Origin of the sequence: Streptomyces sp. NPDC056987, assembly GCF_042673865.1 — a bacterium.
Classification (GTDB): Bacteria; Actinomycetota; Actinomycetes; order Streptomycetales; family Streptomycetaceae; genus Streptomyces.
Map to the genome: position 1 here is coordinate 24,592 of NZ_JBHURV010000060.1, position 19,357 is coordinate 43,948.

General features: G+C 68.5%; 18 protein-coding genes and 1 riboswitch. Of the genes, 9 read left to right on the top strand and 9 right to left on the bottom strand.

All coding sequences use genetic code 11. The annotated features are described in order from the left end of the window. Positions 1–9: 9 nt before the first annotated feature. The 4 genes from ACFTZC_RS39515 to ACFTZC_RS39530 all read right to left on the bottom strand — a co-directional run bounded on the left by ACFTZC_RS39515 (position 10) and on the right by ACFTZC_RS39530 (position 4,172). Complete coding sequence (locus ACFTZC_RS39515) at positions 10–885, bottom strand: carbohydrate ABC transporter permease (RefSeq protein ID WP_382898648.1); 876 nt, start codon at positions 883–885, stop codon at positions 10–12. After that, complete coding sequence (locus ACFTZC_RS39520) at positions 882–1,868, bottom strand: carbohydrate ABC transporter permease (protein ID WP_382898649.1); 987 nt, start codon at positions 1,866–1,868, stop codon at positions 882–884. Before ACFTZC_RS39520 ends, ACFTZC_RS39515 begins: the two co-directional genes overlap by 4 nt. Further along, positions 1,868–3,190, bottom strand: a complete 1,323-nt coding sequence (locus tag ACFTZC_RS39525) for an ABC transporter substrate-binding protein (RefSeq protein ID WP_382898651.1) — start codon at positions 3,188–3,190, stop codon at positions 1,868–1,870. Before ACFTZC_RS39525 ends, ACFTZC_RS39520 begins: the two co-directional genes overlap by 1 nt. Positions 3,191–3,386: 196 nt before the next feature. Further along, a complete protein-coding gene (locus tag ACFTZC_RS39530; protein WP_382898653.1) occupies positions 3,387–4,172 on the bottom strand; it encodes a FadR/GntR family transcriptional regulator in 786 nt (261 codons plus the stop codon). A 107-nt stretch (positions 4,173–4,279) separates the two neighbouring features. On the opposite strand from ACFTZC_RS39530, the gene ACFTZC_RS39535 reads away from it, so the two are divergent. The 4 genes from ACFTZC_RS39535 (at position 4,280) to ACFTZC_RS39550 (ending at position 6,313) form a co-directional block, all read left to right on the top strand. Further along, positions 4,280–4,618: an ArsR/SmtB family transcription factor gene (locus ACFTZC_RS39535; protein ID WP_382898655.1), complete on the top strand. Its 339-nt coding sequence runs from the start codon at positions 4,280–4,282 to the stop codon at positions 4,616–4,618. Further along, positions 4,615–5,337, top strand: a complete 723-nt coding sequence (locus ACFTZC_RS39540) for a cation transporter (RefSeq protein WP_382898657.1) — start codon at positions 4,615–4,617, stop codon at positions 5,335–5,337. The genes ACFTZC_RS39535 and ACFTZC_RS39540 overlap by 4 nt, the downstream gene beginning before the upstream one ends. A gap of 193 nt (positions 5,338–5,530) precedes the next feature. Continuing rightward, complete coding sequence (locus ACFTZC_RS39545; protein WP_382898659.1) at positions 5,531–5,926, top strand: hypothetical protein; 396 nt, start codon at positions 5,531–5,533, stop codon at positions 5,924–5,926. 30 nt (positions 5,927–5,956) lie between these two features. Then, positions 5,957–6,313: an SDR family NAD(P)-dependent oxidoreductase gene (locus ACFTZC_RS39550; RefSeq protein ID WP_382898661.1), complete on the top strand. Its 357-nt coding sequence runs from the start codon at positions 5,957–5,959 to the stop codon at positions 6,311–6,313. Between the two features lie 168 nt (positions 6,314–6,481). On the opposite strand, the gene metE is transcribed toward ACFTZC_RS39550, so the two are convergent. Then, positions 6,482–8,800 (bottom strand): 5-methyltetrahydropteroyltriglutamate--homocysteine S-methyltransferase, encoded by a 2,319-nt coding sequence (metE, locus tag ACFTZC_RS39555; RefSeq protein ID WP_382898663.1) that lies wholly within the window; start codon positions 8,798–8,800, stop codon positions 6,482–6,484. 164 nt (positions 8,801–8,964) lie between these two features. Beyond that, positions 8,965–9,168, bottom strand: a riboswitch (cobalamin riboswitch). A 643-nt stretch (positions 9,169–9,811) separates the two neighbouring features. On the opposite strand from metE, the gene ACFTZC_RS39560 reads away from it, so the two are divergent. Together ACFTZC_RS39560 and ACFTZC_RS39565 are read left to right on the top strand one after the other, a co-directional pair. Beyond that, positions 9,812–10,039 (top strand): hypothetical protein, encoded by a 228-nt coding sequence (locus tag ACFTZC_RS39560; RefSeq protein ID WP_382898664.1) that lies wholly within the window; start codon positions 9,812–9,814, stop codon positions 10,037–10,039. Positions 10,040–10,204: 165 nt separating this feature from the next. Then, the gene (locus tag ACFTZC_RS39565; protein ID WP_382898683.1) at positions 10,205–10,321 is read left to right on the top strand and encodes a hypothetical protein; all 117 of its coding nucleotides are present in this window, start codon (positions 10,205–10,207) and stop codon (positions 10,319–10,321) included. A 273-nt stretch (positions 10,322–10,594) separates the two neighbouring features. Here the strand turns inward: ACFTZC_RS39565 and ACFTZC_RS39570 are convergent, their stop codons facing one another. From ACFTZC_RS39570 to ACFTZC_RS39585, 4 genes are all read right to left on the bottom strand, one after another. Continuing rightward, positions 10,595–10,972, bottom strand: coding sequence for a DUF952 domain-containing protein (locus ACFTZC_RS39570; protein WP_382898666.1), 378 nt, complete (start codon positions 10,970–10,972; stop codon positions 10,595–10,597). Between the two features lie 369 nt (positions 10,973–11,341). Further along, positions 11,342–12,292 carry an NAD(P)-dependent alcohol dehydrogenase gene (locus ACFTZC_RS39575; protein WP_382898668.1) on the bottom strand — a complete coding sequence of 317 codons (951 nt, stop codon included), beginning with the start codon at positions 12,290–12,292 and terminating at the stop codon, positions 11,342–11,344. Between the two features lie 102 nt (positions 12,293–12,394). Next, the gene (locus tag ACFTZC_RS39580) at positions 12,395–13,159 is read right to left on the bottom strand and encodes a DNA/RNA nuclease SfsA (RefSeq protein WP_382898670.1); all 765 of its coding nucleotides are present in this window, start codon (positions 13,157–13,159) and stop codon (positions 12,395–12,397) included. Positions 13,160–13,248: 89 nt separating this feature from the next. Beyond that, complete coding sequence (locus tag ACFTZC_RS39585) at positions 13,249–13,623, bottom strand: nuclear transport factor 2 family protein (RefSeq protein WP_382898672.1); 375 nt, start codon at positions 13,621–13,623, stop codon at positions 13,249–13,251. Positions 13,624–13,780: 157 nt separating this feature from the next. Between ACFTZC_RS39585 and ACFTZC_RS39590 the strand changes: the two genes are divergently transcribed. The 3 genes from ACFTZC_RS39590 (at position 13,781) to ACFTZC_RS39600 (ending at position 19,007) form a co-directional block, all read left to right on the top strand. Continuing rightward, positions 13,781–14,800, top strand: a complete 1,020-nt coding sequence (locus ACFTZC_RS39590) for a helix-turn-helix transcriptional regulator (RefSeq protein ID WP_382898673.1) — start codon at positions 13,781–13,783, stop codon at positions 14,798–14,800. 705 nt (positions 14,801–15,505) lie between these two features. Next, the gene (locus tag ACFTZC_RS39595) at positions 15,506–16,993 is read left to right on the top strand and encodes an MFS transporter (RefSeq protein WP_382898675.1); all 1,488 of its coding nucleotides are present in this window, start codon (positions 15,506–15,508) and stop codon (positions 16,991–16,993) included. Positions 16,994–17,750: 757 nt separating this feature from the next. Then, the gene (locus ACFTZC_RS39600; protein ID WP_382898677.1) at positions 17,751–19,007 is read left to right on the top strand and encodes an IS256 family transposase; all 1,257 of its coding nucleotides are present in this window, start codon (positions 17,751–17,753) and stop codon (positions 19,005–19,007) included. Positions 19,008–19,357 lie beyond the last annotated feature (350 nt).

The window sequence follows — 19,357 nt, forward strand, 5'->3', positions numbered from 1 at the left end:
GGGGAGGGGTCAGCCCTTCGAAGCGCCTGAGGTCAACCCCGCCACCAGGTACTTCTGTCCGAGGACCGCGGCGAGGAGGACCGGCACCGTGATGAGACCGGCGGCGGCCATCAGACCGCCCCAGTCGGTGCTCGCGTAGGAGATGAAGTTGAACAGCGCCACGGGCACGGTCTGCGTGCGTTCGTCGGCGAAGATCAGCGCGAACATGAAGTTGTTCCAGCTGAAGACGAAGGCCAGCAGGGAGGCCGTGGCGGTGCCCGGCGCGGCCAGCGGCAGTGTGATGCGCCAGAACGCGCCGAACGCCGACAGCCCGTCGGTGCGCGCCGCCTCTTCGAGTTCGACCGGCAGGCCCTCGAAGAAGCTGATCATGATCCAGAGGATCAGCGGGACCGAGACGAACATATGGCTGAGGATCAGCACGGTGTAGGAGCCCACCAGGCCGGCCCGCGCGAACAGGTAGTACCAGGGAACCAGCAGGGAGACCGCCGGAACGATGCGCGCCACCAGGATGAGCGATCCGGTGCGGCGCATCCGGAACCGGCCCACGGCCCAGGCGGCCGGTACGGCGATGAGCGCGGAGAGCGCGGTCGACACCACCCCGACGAGCAGCGAATTGCCCATCGGCCGCAGGATCTGCCCGGTGTCCAGGACGTTGCGGAAGTTGTCGAGGGTGGGGGAGAACCACAGACCGACGGTCGGGTCGGTCACCTGGACGTTCGTCTTGAAGGCGGCGGCGAACATCCAGACGACCGGCAGCGCGAAGACGAGCGTCACGGCGGCGATGGCGGTGCCCCGCAGCCAGGACCCGTAACGGCGCGGGCGCCGGCCGGGAGCGGGGGCGCCGGTGTTCCGTACGGAGGAGGAGGCGGCGGCGGTGGGGCTCATGCGGTCTTCCTTCCGGTACGGCGGCGGAGCAGGACCACGACGCCGATGATGAAGAGCGTGAACAGGGCGAGGACCGCCGATGCCAGCCCGTACTCCTGGTAGTCGAAGGTGAGACCGTAGGCGTAGACGTTGAGGGTCTCCGCCTCGAAGTCGGAACCTCCGCCCGCTCCCTTCGTCGCGTAGAGGACGTCGAAGGTCTTGAGCGCGTCCACGGCGCGGAGCACCAGGGCGGTGGCGAGCGTCGGGCCGAGCATCGGCAGGATGACGTGCCGGAACCGCTGCCAGCTGTTGGCCCCGTCGACCAGGGACGCCTCCTCCGGCTCCTCGGGGAGGGTGGTCAGCCCGGCGAGCAGGAGCAGTGTCATCATCGGTGTCCACTGCCACACGTCGATGAGCATCAGTGTCGGCAGGGACTGGCTCACCGAGCCGAGGAACTCCTGCGGCGGCAGTCCGGCGGCGGTGAGCAGATGGTTGGCGATGCCGTTGCTCGGGTCGAGGATGAGCAGCCACAGGATGCCGATCGCGACCGGCGTGGTGAGCAGCGGGATGATCAGGACCGTACGCACCCAGCGCATGGCGCGGAACGGCTTGCGCATGAGCATCGCGAGGGCCAGGCCGAGCACGGTCTCCAGCAGGACCGCGCCCACGGTGAAGACCACCGTGCGCTGCACCGCGGGCCAGAAGCGGCGGGAGTCGCCGAGGGCGTCGGAGAAGTTCTGGAAGCCGATGTAGTTGTTGCCGGAGTTCACCGCGCCGAAGGCGTCGGTGAGGCTGAGGTTGAGTGTGAAGGCCAGCGGAAAGACGATCATCAGGCCGACGAAGGCGAGCGCGGGTGCGAGCATCGCCCACTTGAGGCGCCGGTTGGCCTGCTCGAAGGTGCGCGGCGGGCGCGGTCGGGAGCGCCGCGCGGCCGGCCCCCGTGTGCCGGAGGCGGTGCCGGGCGTGCCGTCCGGCGTCGTCATGGTGGTCTCGGTCGTACGCATCAGGACTCCCGGTGGCGGTTGTCGCGGACCAGGAAGTCGTTGAACTCGGCGTCGGCGTCGCGGGCGACGGGTGCCACCTTCTTGCCGAGGATTCCGGCCACCAGCGGGCGTCCGACGATGTCGCGTGAGCGGCCGACCTGGAGGACCTGGGGCCGGTCGTGCCCGATGCCCCGCTCCGCGTTGGTCCGCATGGTCGCGGCGAGTTCGGGCGGGAACGCGGCGAGCGTCCTCGGGTCCGACCACGCCGACCGGCGGGCGCCGGGGATGCCAGCCGCCTGCAGTTCCGCCACCATCTCCGGGCCGGAGGCCCACCGGACGAACTCCCACGCCTCGTCGCGCAGAAGGGAGAAGCGGTTGATGCCCAGGCTCCAGGAGGGGATGTTGTGCGGCCGGGCCCCGGCCGGACCGGCCGGGAACGGGGCGAACCCCACGGTCTCTCCCACGGTGGAGATCTTCGGGTCGAGGAAATTGCTGTAGATGGCGTCGGCGTCCACGTAGAAGGCCGCCTTGCCCTGCGCGAAGACCGGCATGGCCTGTTCCAGGCTCATGTTGGTGGCCCCGGGCGGTCCGGTCCGCTCCAGCAGGGCGCCGTAATAGGCGTACGCGGCCACCGCCTCCGGCGATCCGATGCCCGACGCTCCGTCGACGATGAAGTCTCCGCCGAAGGAGTAGAGGAAGCTCGACCACTGGCTGACGGCGCCGTTGCGCTGCCCCCTCCCGACATAGCCGAAGAAGTTCCGGCCCCGGTCGGCGAGTTCGAGCGACATCTCCCTCAGATCGTCGAGCGTCCGGGGCGGCCCGCCCAGCCCTTCCACCAGGTCCTTGCGGTAGTAGAGCGTCGGGCGCTCGGTCACCACGGGGACGCTGAGGACCTTGCCCGCGGTGACCGACACCTCGCGGGGGGCGTCCTGGAAGTCCTCCCAGTCGTACGCCGTTTCGCCCTTCACCAGGCCGGTGAGATCGGTGAGCCAGCCGTTGAGCCCGAAGAGCGACTGGTCCTGGAGCGCCCGGACCATCATGACGTCCACGTCGGTTCCGGAGGCGTTGAGCTTGACGTTGTAGCTGTTGGAGAGCTGGTCGGCGGTGAGCAGGGTCATGGAGACCCTGCGTCCGGCGCGGCTCTCGAATTCCTTGAGACGGCGTCTGATCGCCTGCGACCAGACGTGGTTGATCGCCATGATCCTCAGCGGCGCGTCGGCCGGGGCGGTGCCGCCCCTGCTCGAACAGGCGCCGAGCGACCCCATGCCCGCCGCGGCCGCGAAGCCGGCGGCGGCCTTGCCGAAGGAGCGCCGGCTGAGGAACTGGCTGCTCGTGGACCTCATCGTCCTCGTCTTTCTGGTGCGTTACGTCCCTATCTGCCCCATTCAACTGGTCCAACTGGTAGGACCAGTTGTGGCAGTGACAGGGACCGTAGCAAGAGACGGCGCACACTGAACAGCCCTGGTGTGCCGGTATGACGCTGCGTCCCGCGGCGCACCACGGAACGTACCGGAGCGGTGGCCCGCTCCCCGGCGGGTCCTAACCCGGGTGGCCGGCCTGGCCGAGCAGTGATTCGATGTGCTGCCGGGCCATCGCGTGCACACTGACATCGAGATCGGCGCCGTAGGTGCGCAACCCGAGGGTCAGATGGGCCCGCATCCGCTCGCAGGCCAGCTCAACATCACGGGCCTCGATCGCTTCGAAGATCTCGGGATGGTGCGGCACACCGGCCTCGCCGATCGACGGATCGGAGTTCGAGCGGAGCATCATCTCGAACATCATCCCGCTGATCGAGGAGAGCATGATCCGCAGGACCGGGTTGCTGCTCGCCGCCGCGATCGCGTCGTGGAAGTCGACGTCCGCCTGGGCCTTGGCGACGACATCGGTGGCCGTCTCCACGGCGTCCCTGGCCGCCCGCATCGCCGACATGTCCTCCGTGGTGGCACGTTCCGTCGCCAGCCGGACGGTCTCGACCTCAAGCGGCACCCGTGCCTCGATGAGCTGCCGGACCGTGGGCCGGCCGGCCCGGTACAGGGCGTCGTAGCTGCGGGCCTGGCCGGGCGTCTGCTCCCGGACGAACGACCCGCGGCCCGGCGCGACCTCGATCAGGTGCTGGGCCTCCAGCCGGCGCAGCACCTCGCGGACCACGTTGCGGCTGGAGCCGAACCGCGCGGCGAGTTCGCGTTCGGAAGGCAGTTTCGTGCCGACGGCGATCTCTCCGGACCGGATGTCATGCTCCAGTTGACGCGCAAGGCGTTCGGTCAGGAGTCCCGCCTGGGCGGGAAGTGCACCGCGATCCGGCTGCGGGGAAGGGGCAGGCGGCATGCGCAGCAGGATACAGGGGGCTCGCGGGGCGTCCGGGACGCACGTCCGCCCGTAAGTGACCGATTCAAGTCTTTATGAATTCAGACTTCCGTGTACTGTTAGTCCCCATGTTGACTCTCGCCGCTGACATCGAGGTGCTGGCGCGGTTCGGCCGCGCCCTCGCCGACCCGATCCGCTGCCGGATCCTCCTCGCCCTGCGCGAGGCGCCGGCCCACCCCGCCGACCTCGCGGACGCCCTGGAGATCTCCCGTACCCGGCTGTCGAACCACCTGGCCTGCCTGCGGGACTGCGGCCTGGTCGTCGCGGTACCGGTCGGCCGGCGCACCCGCTACGAACTCGCCGACGCGCGCCTCGGCCGCGCGCTGGACGACCTGCGCACCGCCGTGGTAGCCGTCGAGGCCGACAAGACCTGTGCGGAGGCGGACGAGAAGGGCTGTTGCCGATGACCGCCGGGACCTCCGTCGGCCCAGGCCCGGCCCCGGCCCGCCGCGACGTCCTCACCCGGCGCATACGGCTGCTGGTCGCCGCCACGATCGCCTACAACGTCGTCGAGGCCGTCGTCGCGATCACCGCCGGCACGATCGCCTCGTCGACCGCCCTGGTCGGCTTCGGTCTCGACTCCGTGATCGAGGTGTCCTCCGCCGCGGCGGTCGCCTGGCAGTTCTCCGCCCGCGACCACGCCGTCCGCGAGGCCCGGGAGCAGACCACACTGCGGATCATCGCCGTCTCCTTCTTCGCCCTCGCCGCCTACGTGAGTGTCGACGCCGTCCGGGCCCTCACCGGCACCGGCGAGGCCGAGCGTTCCGTCACCGGCATCGTCATCGCCGCCCTGTCCCTGGCGATCATGCCGTTCCTGTCGGCCGCGCAGCGCGGGGCCGGACGGGAACTCGGCTCCGCCTCCGCGGTCGCGGACTCCAAGCAGACCCTTCTGTGCACCTATCTCTCGGCCGTCCTCCTGGTGGGCCTGGTCCTCAACGCCACCCTCGGCTGGTCCTGGGCCGATCCCGTCGCCGCCCTGGTCATAGCCGCCGTCGCGGTCAAGGAGGGGCGCGACGCCTGGCAGGGCAAGGGCTGCTGCGCGGTCCCCGCCGCCACGACGACCCCGTCCGCCGGCGCCGGAACAGACGCCTGCGGCTGCCGCCCCGGCTGCGGCTGCGGCGGCTGAACCGCCGGGGCCGGCCCCGGCGCACCCTGGAAAGGTGCAGGGACCCGTCCGGTCCCGGGCTGCCTAGTCTGACCGCAGTCAACGATCCGATCGTGATCAACACGAGGGTCGGCGCATCACGGAGGGGGAGTTCGGCCATGGGCAGGATCACTGGGTTCAGAACGAGGGCTGCCGCGACGACCGCGGGCGGCCCATGTCGGACCTGGCGTTCGACGCCGACATGGGGCGGCTGTTGACGTGGCAGCTGGCCTCGGGCAACCCGCTGTTCATCGTCTGCCACGGCCCTGCCTCGTTGCTGGCCACCAGGATCCATGGCGAGTCGCCGTTCAAGGACTACAACATCACCTGCTTCACCAACGAGGAAGAAGAGGGCGTGGGGCTGGCCTCCAGGGTGACGTGGCTGCTGGAGACCGACGTCCAGGAGAAGGTCGGGGTCAACTTCAGCCGCGGTCCTGGGAGAGCGGATGCTGGAAATCCTCAAGTGACCCCGTCCCGGGGCGGGGTGGGACGGGGTCAGGTCACCTGCCGAGTGAGCCATCGCCGAGGGGCCGGCGGGTCCCGGGGGGTACCAGAACCGTCACCGGCCTGATTCCCGCTGGTCAGGTGAAGGAAGTGAAGCATGAAGGACACGACGGGTGCGGGCACCGCCCAGAAGGTCGCGATCATCACCGGTGCCGACGGGGGCATCGGCTCTGCCGTCGTCACCGCCTACCGCGACCTCGGGTACGCGGTCGTGGCCACCAGCCGTTCCATGCCGCAGTCCGAGGACCCGCAGGTGCTCGCCTTCAACGACGATCTGGCCGAGTGCGGCGCCGGCGCGCGGATCGTGGCGGCGGCGATGGACGGGTTCGGCCGGATCGACACCGTGGTCAACAGCGCCGGCGTCTACATCGGCAAGCCGTTCACCGAGTACACCGACGCGGATTTCGCGGGTCCAGAGCCCGGCTTCGGCGGCCGTGCTGCGCGGGGGGCATGAATTCGAAGGAGTAAGAGTGACCTCCTCGTGCGAGGAGGTCACGAATGGACAGTGCTCTGTCCGCGCTTGTACTGGGGATGCCGAGAGCCATGGGCTGCTGCTCTCTCTCAAGCCGGGGGCTGGGGGAGGAAGGCGGATGCTTCCTCCCCCAGCCGACCGGGCTTGCGGTCAGGACGCGGTGAGTTCCTCGCGGACCGCGCGGGCGGCGGCGGCCAGGTTCTCCAGGGATGCGTGGGTCTCGGGCCAGCCGCGGGTCTTCAGCCCGCAGTCGGGGTTGACCCACAGCCGCTCGGCGGGGATGGCCTTCAGTCCGGTTCGCAGGAGCTCCGCAGCCTCATCCGTGCTCGGCACGCGCGGGGAGTGGATGTCGTAGACACCCGGCCCGGCCTCGCGCGGGTAGCCGTGGGCGGCGAGTTCGCGGGCGACCTGCATGTGGGAGCGGGCGGCCTCCAGGCTGATGACGTCGGCGTCGAGATCATCGATCGCCTGCACGATGTCGCCGAACTCGGCGTAGCACATGTGCGTGTGGATCTGGGTGTCCGGCCGCACTCCGGCTGTGGTGAGCCGGAACGCCTCCGTCGCCCACGCCAGGTACGCCGCGCGGTCGGCGGCCCGCAGAGGCAGGGTCTCGCGTAGCGCGGGCTCGTCCACCTGGATGACCGAGGTCCCGGCCGCCTCCAGGTCGTTCACCTCGTCGCGCAGGGCGAGGGCGACCTGGCGGGCGGTGTCGCCGAGGGGTTGGTCGTCGCGGACGAAGGACCAGGCAAGCATGGTGACCGGGCCGGTGAGCATGCCCTTGACCGGGCGGTCGCTCAGCGACTGGGCGTAGGACGTCCAGCGTACGGTCATCGGCTCGGGGCGGGAGATGTCCCCGGCGAGGATCGGCGGGCGGACGTACCGGGTGCCGTAGGACTGGACCCAGCCGTGCTGGGTGGCGAGGTAGCCGGTGAGCTGTTCGGCGAAGTACTGCACCATGTCGTTGCGCTCGGGCTCGCCGTGCACCAGGACATCGATGCCGATCTTCTCCTGGAAGGAGATGACCTCCTGGATCTCCGCCTTGATGCGCTCCTCGTACCCGGCGGAGTCGATGCGGCCGGCACGCAGGTTGGCACGGGCGGTGCGCAGTTCGGTCGTCTGCGGGAACGAGCCGATGGTCGTGGTCGGCAGCAGAGGCAGGCCGAGGTGGGAGCGCTGGGCCGCGGCGCGTTCGGCGTACGGCCGGGAGCGTCGCGCGTCGGCGTCCGTCACGGCCTCGGAGTGGGCTCGCACGGCGGGGTCACGCGTGATGGGTGAGCTGGCGCGGGCGGCGAGATCGGCGCGGTTGGCGGCGAGTTCGCCGGTGATGGTGTCGGTGCCCTGGGCGAGGCCCCTGGCGAGCGTGACGATCTCAGCCGTCTTCTGCTGGGCGAAGGCCAGCCAGCGCCGGATCTGCGGGTCGATGTCCCGCTCGGCCGTGGCGTCCAGCGGGACGTGCAGAAAGGAGCAGGAGGCGGCGACATCGACGCGGTCGGCGAGCCCGAGGAGGGTGCCGAGAGTGGACAGCGACTTCTCCAAGTCGTTGATCCAGATGTTGCGGCCATTGACGACACCGGCGACCAGGCGCTTGCCGGGCAGTCCGCCGACGGCGGCCAGGGCGTTCAGGTTGGCGGCGGCGGCCCCGGTGAAGTCCAGCGCCAGCCCGTCCACCGGCGCCTTGGCCAGCACCGGCAGGGCGTCGCCGAGCCGGTCGAAGTAGGAGGCGACGAGCACCTTCGGCCGGTCGGCGTGACCGCCGAGCTCACGGTAGGCGCGCTCGGCGGCCTTCAGTTCGGCCGGGGTGCGGTCCTGCACGAGGGCGGGCTCGTCGAGCTGGACCCACTCGGCGCCGGCCGCGCGCAGGTCGGCGAGGACTTCGGCGTACACAGGAAGCAGCCGGTCCAGGAGCATCAGCGGTTCGAAGCCCGCGGGCGCGCCGGGAGCAGGCTTGGCGAGCAGGAGGTACGTGACGGGTCCGACCAGCACGGGCCGGGGGGTGAGTCCCTGGGTGAGGGCTTCTTTCAGCTCGGCGACCTGCTTGGTGGAGTCGGCCGTGAAGACGGTGTCGGGGCCCAGTTCGGGGACCAGGTAGTGGTAGTTGGTGTCGAACCACTTGGTCATCTCCAGGGGAGCGATCTCCTGGGTACCGCGGGCCATGGCGAAGTAGCCGTCCAGCGCGTCGGCCTGGACGGCGGCGCGGTGCCGGTCGGGGATCGCGCCCACCATGACGGTGGTGTCGAGGACCTGGTCGTAGTACGAGAAGTCACCGGTCGGCACCTCGTCGATCCTGGCGTCGGAGAGGTGCCGCCAGTTGCTCCGCCGGAGCTCGGCGGCGGTCGCCTGCAGGGCGTCGGCGGTGACGCGGCCCTTCCAGTAGCCCTCGATCGCCTTCTTGAGTTCCCGGTTCGGGCCCTGGCGGGGGTAGCCGTACACGGTGGCCCGTGCTGCCGCGGCTGCGGACTTCGTTGTCACGGAAATCTCCTTCGCGAGATATCTCCCTGGAATCCCGGGACAGGACGCGAGCGCGAAGGGGTGACGAACCGGACGGACCCGACCTCGCGCGGCACAGCGCGGTCATCCGCCTGATATGTACGCCGACCCGCCCACGAGGTCACCGGGATCTCCGCGCACGAATGGTTCGCACACGGGCAACGGGCAGGTCTTCGGACTCGCGAGCACGCCTTCCTGAGGAAGACACCTACTGGCCGTCGCTTCCCGGACCCTGTACGTCGGATCCAGTGCGTATGACGGCGGTCGTTCCCACTCACCGCTGCGGGGCAGTCCCGGATTCCCACCGGGTTCCCTCTTACGACGCGTCTGCCTGGAGGGCAGGGCGAACCAGCTGCATGGCCAGGCTAGAGTGTGGACAGCCCTTTGGTCGAGCGTGTTCACATTCCGGAATCTGACACGGAGCGCGAGAACTCCCGCCCGGCCTTCAACGGCGCGATCGCCGGGACCGGTACTGGCTCCTACCGCCTCGCCGGAACCCCGAGCCCGAGCCGAGGAACCCGCTTGATGGTTCTGCACGGTCTCTCCCATAGTTGCGGGCCGGAACCACGTCAGCTCCCTCGTCGCGACAAAAGACCGCCTTGCAGCGTCAGCGCGGACGGCAGAGGCGACCACGGAGATTCTGGCCCGCCCGGCCTGCCAGTCCCAGGAACTCCAGATCTGGGGGACGATGGGGGCACCCTGCGGACATGGTCTGCTCGGGTTGCGGCCACGGGTGGCGTCCGTACGCGGACCACCCGGAGTAGGGCGTCCTCGCGATGAAACACTCGATCTGCCGGGCGGTTGAGGTAGGTGCGGTCGAAGTGGCTGAGCCCGGTCGCTTTCCGGAGCACGGAGTCACCTGAAGGACGGCAGCCCAGGATCGGCAGCTCAAGCGAGGAACGCACGGACTTCCGGCATGCTGGACCGCCCGTCTGATGTCCGGCGCCCGACGGCACGAGCGGGACAGCAACCGCCAGCCGCTGTGTCCGTTGAATGCTGACGCCCAAGGACTACTGGGTCCAAGCTCCCGACGGCATCCTCGGCATCGACGTCCTCTTGCTGGACTACGACGGAATCTTCGCGCCGGTCGACGATGTCGACGTGAACGGCAGCATCGTGTGGGACTCGCACCACGACAAGACTGGGCAGCAGACCAGGACCGTCCGGGGCACGAACGGTGAGGCGGAGGTCACTTTTACCGTCGAGAGCCTCTCCTACTGAGGTTGAACTTGTGGAGTCGTAGGGACTGACGGCTCGTCGCTCGTGCGGTATCACCGGGGCACGCGGTATCCACAAGGGGGCGGGCTGACCGCCGAACGGCAGCAGTTCCGCGAGGAGTTACGGCTCAAGGCGGCTGAGGGGTTCGCCCGGGGCGAGGCGAGCTCGGTGATCGCCAAGGACCTACGGGTCAGCGTTCGTTCAGTGCAGCGCTGGCGGCAGATGTGGGACGAGGCGGTCCGCGCGCTCTGCGGTCACAGGGGCCGGCGTCACTGCCGAGGCTGAGCGACAAGCAGTTCGCCCAACTGGAGGCGGAGCTGGCCAAGGGGCGCAGCCAATGTGATTTCGGCTGGCCGCCGAGGGCAGTGATTGTTCGCTGCGGTGCCCACGCACGTCCTGTGGCTCCGCAATCCAGGAATTCGCTCTATCGGTCCTGGACGGACTGGTGGCTGACCGCTGCGCACCGCCACCGCCGGAGAGGCAGATGACGACCACAACTACTGTGGCACAAAAAAATCCTCTGCCGGCGGGCGACGAATGGCGTTACCGCGAAGGCGTTCAGTCTCTTTCCTTCAGTCCTGCCGCCCGCCCCTGGTCATCCCACTCCACCTCCAGTACGTGTTCGATCGCGTCCCGGTTGAGAGGCCCAAACACATGAGGGAACAGGGTGCTTTCGGTGACCCCTGGCGGCGGGACGGGCACTGCTGGCTCCCACTCGCACTTCGCGGTGAGCCGGTCCACGTTGAGAACGAGTGTCAGGAGCGGTCTCGGTGCGTCCCGGTAGAAGGCGTTGACGATGGCGATGGTGGTCTCCTCGTCGGGTGAGCAGTGGACGAATCCGTCCTCCGAGAGCGACCCGGGTGCGTACGGGCCGTCGGGGCGGGCGTTCCACTCATCGAGTGGGACCACGTGCTGGATGGTGGCACGACTGGACATGCTGGCCGTGAGCTCCTCGAAATAGGGGGCGCGCGGGCCCCGGACTACGGAAGCCAGGCGGTTCAATGTAGCCGCCTGGCGCGGTCGGCCCGGCTCCCGAGTCCCGCCGTGGATGGGTGGCCTCAGTCAGCACCGGGCTGCTGAGCAGGTTCCCCCGGGGTGGCGAGGTCCGCCGCCGGTTGAAGGGCGGCGGACCCGGTTTCCGGGCTGGTCGGTGCTGTCGGCGTCTTCCGTGAGAATGCGGCACACGGTGCCGTTCTCGGCCTGCCCCCGGGATAGCAGCATCTTTCCGCTGCTATGCGAAAGGATCCGTCATCCAGCGGGTGTGGGGTTGGTCATCTGGGTGCCGAGCGGTTGTTGCCTGGGGTGTCAGTTGGTCAGGTTGGTGAGGATCAGGCCCTTGCCGTTGATCTTTCGGCCTGTCTCCAGGCCGGCGATCAGAGTGGTGGCGCCCTCCAGAGAGACGGTTTCGCCGATGGACATGCGGATGTCCCCGGCGGCGGCCCTGTCGGCAGCGGCGGTGAGGGCCCGGGTGTCGGGCTTGCAGAAGAAGATCTTGTGGCGGCGGGCGAAAGCGGCGTGCGCGAACTTGGCGGGGGTGGCGTTGATGTCGAGGTAGACGCCGGTCTTGTTCAACAGCCGCATCGCGGTCTTGACCGGCAGGAAGCCGTTGGTGTCGTAGACGACGTCGAACGCGCCTTGGAGTTCTTTCTGGTCTGCGGGGTCGGCGGCGGTGTAGTCGTAGAGGCGGTCGATACCGAGGGCGTGGGCGTGCTGTACGGAAGTGGGGCCGCTGGTGCCGGTGACGGTGGCGCCGAGGGCATGGGCGAGCTGGACGACAGCTTGGCCGACGCCGCCGGTCGCCCCGTTGACGAAGACCCGCTGGCCGGCCTGCAGCCGGGCGCGGTCGATGAGTCCGGCAAAGGCCATGACCACGGGGGTGGCGAGCGCGGCGGCCTGCTCGAAGGAGAGACCGGCGGGCTTGATAGCCAGGTGGGAAGCGGGGGCGATAACGGCCTCGGCGAAGGCGCCGCTGGGCTTCAGCGCGGTGATCCCGTACACCGGGTCGCCTGGCTTCAAGCCGACGACACCGGGGCCGACCACGGTGACGGTCCCGGAGAAGTCCGAGCCCATCGCGCGGGGGAAGGCCCGGCCGGTCATCATCTTCAGCTCGCCCTGGCGGACCTTCCAGTCGATCGGGTTGACCGCGGCCGCGACGACGGAGACCGCAACCTCTCCCTCCTGTGGCGAGGGCAGGGTGAAGCCCTCCAGCCGCATCGTGTCCGGGCCGCCGTAGCGGTGGTACTGAATTCTGCGCATGAGGCGTGTTCCTTGAGAAGATCCGTGCGGTTGAACTCGGTGGTGCCTACTGGGGCTCGGGTCGTGCCGGTGTTCCGGGGCCGTGGTGGGAGGCGGCAGCCCTCAGACGAGGAACTGGCTGGTGAGGTCGGAGTGACGCGCGACGTGGACCCCGGCCGCATCCAGGCGGAAGTTGACCTGCCAGATCTCCACGCCACCCCGCACGGCCTGGGCGACCGACGCCTGGACCTGATCGTGGTGACTGCTGGGGCGGACCTGGAAGCCGGGGTTGTCGTACACGAAGCAGAGCAGCAGAACGGCGCGTTGATGGGCCTGGAGGCTGCGGTCGAGTTCCCCGATGTGTTTGACCAGCCGGTCGGTGGAGGCCAGCGGCGGGCGGGTGCGGGTGTGGACGTGATCGCCCAGGGCGACCTGGAGGTTGTCCAGTGGGGTCTTCACCTCGACGTAGGTGTCGTCGTCGACGAGGAAGTCCAGGCGGGAGCGGCCCAGGGTCTGCTCGCGCAGCACGCTGTGCGCGGTGACGATCTTCGGCAGCAGGTGGTGGACCAGGGCCTGCTCGACGTAGCGGTTGGCGGCACTCTGGTTGATGCCGATCCAGGCCGGACGGGCGGTGCCTGGGGCATCGACGCTGATGGCTTCCACGGTGTATGGGGTCTTGCGGGCGGGGTTGTCGCTGCGCGAGAGCAGGCAGTCGAGTCCGTCCAGGACCAGGTTGCCGATGCGGCCGGTGGTCGGGCAATGGCAGGCGGTCTCGCTCCCGTGGATGTCGGCGTCGATGATGAACCGGTTCGGGCGCCGGGTGATCCTGGCCCGGGTCAGGGGCTCGGGGAAGCGGATCGTGTCGCCCCGGGTGGTGAGGGTTCTCATGCAGCCTTCGATCGCGTGCGGTGGTGGGCGGCGTGGGCGCCGCGCCCGAAGCCGGCGGCGGTGGCAGACCGGGCACGGACGCGGGGCGGTCAGTGCTGAGGGTTGCCGCCGGCCTGGATGAGCGGGGACAGGTCGAAGTGGCTCAGCACCTGGGTGATGAGGCCGTTCTTGACGGTGACGTAGTCCATGCCGGGGAAGTCGCTCGCGAAAGGCGCGTCGAGGGTGTAAACGGCGGCGGCGTGGGTGTCGTCGCCCAGGACGTCGATGAGGGTGGCGCCGTTCAGCGAGCCGGCGAAGGGCCCGATGAAGGTCTGGAAGCCGGCCTTGCCCTCGAACGTGCCGTTCGGGGCCTTGCAGACCGCGTCGTCCGCGACGTAGGACAGCGCCTGGTCGATGTCCTTGTTCATCCACGCCTCGGTGTACGCCTGGGCGATCTCCTGCGCGGATCCGGTGGTGGCAGTCATCGGAATGCACCTTTCCCAGTTGTTTGCTCCAGTACATCCGGCAGGTCGGCAGCCTGCCCGCCAGGAGCGTCCGGCCTGCCCCGTCGGCGGGCCGATATCTGCATCCTCCGCGCCATATATGACATCCTTGGTCATATACGGGAGGGACTTTTGGGCCATGAGATCCGACCGGCTGCTCTCGATCATGCTGTTGCTGCAGACCCACCATCAGCTGCCCGCCTCTGATCTGGCCGACCGCTTGGAGGTCTCGGTCCGCACGATCATGCGGGACGTGGAGGCTCTGTCCGCCGCCGGCGTACCTGTCTACACCGTCCGCGGCCCCCAGGGCGGGATCGCCCTGCTCCCCGGCTTCCGCACCGACGTCACCGGGCTGACCAGCGACGAGGCCCGCGCACTGTTCGTCCTCCTGTCCGGGCCCGCCCACGCCGACCTCGGTCTGGGCCAGGCTCTCGGCTCCGCCCTGCGCAAGGTCATGGCAGCCCTGCCCGCCCCGCACCGCCCCGACGCCGACCTGGCCAGCCGCCGCATCCTCATCGACCCCGTCCGCTGGCGCGGCACCCCCGGCCCCGACCACCCCGCCACCGAACTCGCCGCCTTCCAGCAGGCCGTCCTCACCGACCGCCGTCTGCGCCTGCGCTACCGCCACGGACGCGACAACCGCGTGCGCACGTACACCCTCGACCCCTACGGCCTCGTCAGCAAAGCCGGCGTCTGGTACCTCGTCGCCGACCACGACGGCGAACCCGCACTGTTCCGCACCGACCGCGCCCTCTCCGCCGCCGTCCTCGACCAGCCCGCGCAGCGTCGTGACGGTATGGAGCTGGCCGACGTGTGGGACACCTTGCGCCGCCGCATCGACGACATCCCCGCCCCCCTCGCCGTTACCGTCAAGGTCCGCGACGAGATCCTGGCCAAGTTTCTGCGCATCCACGAGCCCGACCTCGCAGCCCCCGATCCGGGCGACTCTCCGGAGACGGAGACGGAGACGGAGACGGAGACGGAGACGGAGACGGGCTGGACAAGAGTGGAGCTGCGCTTCCGCGCCCTCGTGGCCGCCGAGGCGCTCCTTGCCTTCGGCCCCGACGCCGAAGTCCTCGCCCCTGACGACCTCCGCCGGGCCCTGGCCCACAAGGCCGCAGCGACGGCCGCCCTCTACCTCCCCCGCCCGGCACCCTGACCAGCAAACCTTGGACGCATCCCGATCAGGCTGCCCTACCGAATCCGGCGGCCCGCACGTACTGCTCGCGAAACGGGGTGAAACCAACGTCCAGCTTCGGGTCGTACGCCGCCGCCTGGATGCCGAGTTCATGCGTGGAGTACGCACCGAACTAGTTGATGTGCTCGGCCAGGTACGGCGAGATGCGAGTCAGGCCCTCGTAACAGGGGCGAGTCTGCGGTAGCAGATGAGGGTGCAGGTGATGCTGGTGCAGGCGAGGAAGTGTTCTGCAGAGGAACTGACCGCCTTGCATGTTCACTGCGGGCGGATTGAAGAGCCTGCGCGGCGACAAGGTCTGCATCGCTCTTACCTCAGCGTGACCAGGGTTTCCGAGGCAAGGGAACCCGACGGAAAAATCCGGAGGGCGATGTATGTGTGGCGGCACCGAACGCACCTGTAATTGCAGAGTGCATCTTGATTTGCAAACCTTGAAAAGGTATGGGCACGGAGGCTTGCGTGATTTTCTGTGCCCATACCGATTCCTGAAATGCAAGCACGAGAATGAACACTCGCACCGCCGCTCGCGATGTTATTCTCGCCCTGTCCATTCCCACGGATCAGCGGGCCATCTTCCCCATCCGAAGCTCTCGGGAATGCGGTCACTCACCACTCCCTCGGAGTTCTTCCATGTCTTCCGACAGCTCAACTGTCACCACTGCGCCCGCCGTGGCCACGCGTACTGGCCCGCCCGGCGAACGCCATCTGGGCCTCGCCCTGATAGTGATCGCTGCGGCCCAGCTGATGCTGGTTCTCGACGCCACGATCACGAACATCGCCCTTCCCAACATCCAGACCGACCTGGATGTGTCCGACGCCAACCTCGCCTGGATCGTCAACGCCTATGCGCTGGCCTTCGGCGGACTGCTGCTGCTCGGCGGCCGGATCGGTGACCTGTACGGCCGCCGTCTTGTCTTCCAGGCCGGCATCGCCGTCTTCACCCTGTCCTCACTGCTCGGGGGCCTTGCCCCGAACGAAGGTCTGCTCGTTCTCGCTCGTGTCCTGCAGGGTGTCGGCGCGGCACTCGCGGCGCCCAGCGCTCTGGCTCTGATCACCACAACGTTCCCGGCGGGCCATCAGCGCAACCGTGCCATGGGCGTCTACGCGGCCATGGGCGGCATGGGCGCCACCGTCGGGCTGCTGCTCGGCGGTGTTCTTACCGACGCCCTGGACTGGCGCTGGGTGTTCTTCGTCAACATCCCCATCGGCGTTGCCATCCTGGCCGGCACCCGCTTGCTCGTCGAGGCTGAGCGCCACCCCGGACGCCTGGACATCCCGGGCACGGTCACGGGTACCGGGGGTCTGCTCGCCCTGGTCTACGGCATCACCCGCGGCGGCGAGCACGGTTGGACCGACAGCCTCACCCTCGTGTCCTTCCTCTCCGCCGCGGTACTCCTGCCGGTGTTCCTGGGCCTCCAACGGCGCACCGCGCACCCGACGATGCCGTTGCACCTGCTCAAAGACCGGACTCGTTCCGGCAGTTACGCCACTATGTTGTTCGTCGGCGCCGGGATGATCGCCTTCTTCTACTTCCTCACCCTCTACATGCAGCTCATCCTGGGCTACAGCGCCATCAAGACCGGCTTCGCCTACCTGCCCTTCAGTATCGGCATGGCCACGGCGGCCGGTGTCAGCGCCAAGCTCGTCACGCACGTCGCTCCGCGCGTGGTCGCCGCTCCCGGACTGCTGGTGGCCGCTGCGGGGATGTTCTGGTTCACCACCCTCACCCCCGGCTCCTCTTACATCACCCACCTCATGCCCGCGATGTTCGTCACGGCCCTCGGCCTGGGCATGAGCTTCGTGCCCATGACCCTCGGCGCGGTCCACGCCGTCGCGCGCCAGGAGACGGGTATCGCCTCCGCCCTGCTCAACACCTCCCAGCAGATCGGCGGCGCGCTCGGCCTGGCCATCCTGTCGACCCTCTCCACCAACGCCGCCGCCGACCGACTGCCGAACGCCGCGGCCACCCTCTACCAGGGACTCGCGACCAAGAACCAACCCCTGGTCGCCAAGGCGGCGGACGCCCTGACACACGGCTACACCTTGGCCTTCTTCGCCACCGCTGTTATGTTCGTCGCCGCGCTCGCCACCACCGCGATCGCCGTCAACATGAAGAAGCAGCACGTCGAAGGCCGGTCCGCCGCGCACACGGGCTGATCTCGCCCGCATTCCGGACGGAGCCGGTCGGCCCTCGTGGCCGACCGGCTCCGCTCGTATGTGCAGCCAAGGATCACGGCACGGGCGCGAAGGCCGGCTCCGAGCCGTGAAGGGGATGTACCCGCGCCGCGGTGTCTCGTCCATGAAGACGTACCAGGCATCCTCCGTGTTGGACTTGAAAGCAGTCGGTCCCTCAACCCAGTCCGTTCCAGCGCCGGTTCGGATGCAGTCGTCCACCAACTGCCAGTTCCGCCGCCTGATGTCCGGCAGGTCGACCGGGGTTCGGAAGTCACGGGTGGTGGCGTACAACATGCGCGGATAGGTGCTGCCGGTGTGGTTCGGGTCATCCGCGCCATAGAGGTTGGACGACCAGTACACGACGTACGAGCCCAGCCTCTCCTCGTACGTCGCCTCAGGCGCCCACGTCATGCCGACCGCGTCGACCGAGACCCGGACATGGCGCTGCTCGGACCAGGGGACCAGATCCGTCGACTCCCAGACTTCGAGGTACTTGCTGCCGTGCCGCATCTCGTAGTCCCACCCCTTGCCACCGTTGATCTTGAGATCGGTAGCGAGGAGGTAGAACTTGTCACCTTCGGGAGAGCGGATGATGAACGGGTCTCGTACGCCCTTCTCCTCCAGGGAGAGCAATGCTGCAGGACCTGTGGATCAGCCTGGGAGGACGTACCTTGCCGGGTGAGATGGAGTGGTCACCGAGCAAGGTCGACGTTGCAGCGCCGGCCGGGAAGGCACGTCCGTGCTCAGCGTAGTGAACGACGACGGCACCACCGTCAACCGCTCCTCCTTGATCGACGAGATCGTCCGGGAGGGTGCGAGGGGGATGCTGGCCGCCGCGCTGGAGGCCGAAGTCAACTCCTATATAGCCGAGTTGGCGCACGAGAAGGACGAGCAGGGGCGTCGGCTCGTGGTCCGCAACGGTCACCACCAGCCGCGGAAGGTCACCACCTCCGCGGGAGTCGTCGAGGTGCGGGCCCCGCGCGTCAACGACAAGCGCATCGATGAGGCAACGGGTGAGCGCCAGCGGTTCTCCTCGGCGATTCTTCCGCCTTGGTGCCGCAAGTCGCCGAAGATCAGCGAAGTGCTGCCGCTGCTCTACCTACACGGTCTGTCATCGGGCGACTTCGTGCCTGCCCTGGAGCAGTTCCTCGGCAGCTCGGCGGGCCTGTCACCGGCGACGGTCACCCGGCTCACCCAGCAGTGGCAGGCCGATCACCAGGCGTTTGGCGAGCGCGATCTGTCCGGCAGCGACTACATCTACGTGTGGGCCGATGGCATCCACCTGCGCATACGCCTGCGGGAGGCGAGGTCGTGCGTGCTCGTACTGATGGGCGTGCGCGCGGATGGCACCAAGGAGCTGATCGCCATGAGCGACGGCTACCGGGAATCGGCCGACGCCTGGGGCGACTTGCTGCGCAACTGTCAGCGGCGCGGGATGCGCGCCCCTGTCCTGGCGGTCGGCGATGGCGCGCTCGGTTTCTGGAAGGCTCTGACCGAGGTCTTCCCTCAGGCCCGCCATCAGAGGTGCTGGGTTCACAAGATCGCCAACGTCGCGAACGCCCTGCCGAAGTCTGCCCAGCCTGGGGCGAAGAAGGCCCTGCGAGAGATCTACAACGCAGAGGACCGCGACCACGCACTCAAGGCCGTCGCGGCATTTGAGAAGACCTACAGGGCGAAGTTTCCCAAAGCGGTCAAGAAGATCACCGATGACACGGACGAACTGCTCGCGTTTTACGACTTCCCCGCCGAGCACTGGATCCACCTGCGCATCACGAACCCCATCGAGTCCACCTTCGCAACGGTTCGGCTCCGCACGAAGGTCACGAAGGGCGCCGGCAGCGCGGCCGCCGCCTTGGCGATGGTCTTCAAACTGGTGGAGTCCGCCCAGCAGCGGTGGCGAGCCGTGAACGCACCCCACCTCGTCGCACTGGTCCGTGCCGGGGCCGACTTCAAGCGGGGCATCCTCGTCGAGCGATCCTCAGCCCGCGCGGCATGAACAACCTCAACTGATCCAGAGATCTTGACTATTACTCCAGCGTGAACGCGCCCTACATGCGCACACATGTGGACGAAGCCAAGCAACGAGTACGCGAGCGCGTCTGGGATCTGCTCGACTCGACAGCGACTTCCAGCGCAAACGTGACGACCGTGCCGATGCGAGGTTTCAGCGCGGAGATAGGGTTCCGAGAACACTCAAAGTGTTCGCAGGCACATTCACCCGTGCCCTGTGTCCGTCCCCAAGTAGACTTGCCTACTGAGGTTGAACTCGTGGAGTCGTAGGGGCTGACGGCTCGTTGCCCGTGCGGTATCACCGGAGCATGCGGTATCCACAAGGAGGCGGCCTGA

Excerpts from the sequence above, each read along its gene's own strand:
- ACFTZC_RS39570 (WP_382898666.1), bottom strand. The coding sequence starts at position 10,972 with ATGTCCAGTCGTGCCACCATCCAGCACGTGGTCCCACTCGATGAGTGG.
- ACFTZC_RS39585 (WP_382898672.1), bottom strand. The coding sequence starts at position 13,623 with ATGACTGCCACCACCGGATCCGCGCAGGAGATCGCCCAGGCGTACACC.
- ACFTZC_RS39530 (WP_382898653.1), bottom strand. The coding sequence starts at position 4,172 with ATGCCGCCTGCCCCTTCCCCGCAGCCGGATCGCGGTGCACTTCCCGCC.
- ACFTZC_RS39545 (WP_382898659.1), top strand. The coding sequence starts at position 5,531 with ATGTCGGACCTGGCGTTCGACGCCGACATGGGGCGGCTGTTGACGTGG.
- ACFTZC_RS39550 (WP_382898661.1), top strand. The coding sequence starts at position 5,957 with ATGAAGGACACGACGGGTGCGGGCACCGCCCAGAAGGTCGCGATCATC.
- ACFTZC_RS39540 (WP_382898657.1), top strand. The coding sequence starts at position 4,615 with ATGACCGCCGGGACCTCCGTCGGCCCAGGCCCGGCCCCGGCCCGCCGC.
- ACFTZC_RS39560 (WP_382898664.1), top strand. The coding sequence starts at position 9,812 with ATGCTGACGCCCAAGGACTACTGGGTCCAAGCTCCCGACGGCATCCTC.
- ACFTZC_RS39525 (WP_382898651.1), bottom strand. The coding sequence starts at position 3,190 with ATGAGGTCCACGAGCAGCCAGTTCCTCAGCCGGCGCTCCTTCGGCAAG.
- ACFTZC_RS39520 (WP_382898649.1), bottom strand. The coding sequence starts at position 1,868 with ATGCGTACGACCGAGACCACCATGACGACGCCGGACGGCACGCCCGGC.
- ACFTZC_RS39590 (WP_382898673.1), top strand. The coding sequence starts at position 13,781 with ATGAGATCCGACCGGCTGCTCTCGATCATGCTGTTGCTGCAGACCCAC.
- ACFTZC_RS39535 (WP_382898655.1), top strand. The coding sequence starts at position 4,280 with ATGTTGACTCTCGCCGCTGACATCGAGGTGCTGGCGCGGTTCGGCCGC.
- ACFTZC_RS39580 (WP_382898670.1), bottom strand. The coding sequence starts at position 13,159 with ATGAGAACCCTCACCACCCGGGGCGACACGATCCGCTTCCCCGAGCCC.
- ACFTZC_RS39515 (WP_382898648.1), bottom strand. The coding sequence starts at position 885 with ATGAGCCCCACCGCCGCCGCCTCCTCCTCCGTACGGAACACCGGCGCC.
- ACFTZC_RS39575 (WP_382898668.1), bottom strand. The coding sequence starts at position 12,292 with ATGCGCAGAATTCAGTACCACCGCTACGGCGGCCCGGACACGATGCGG.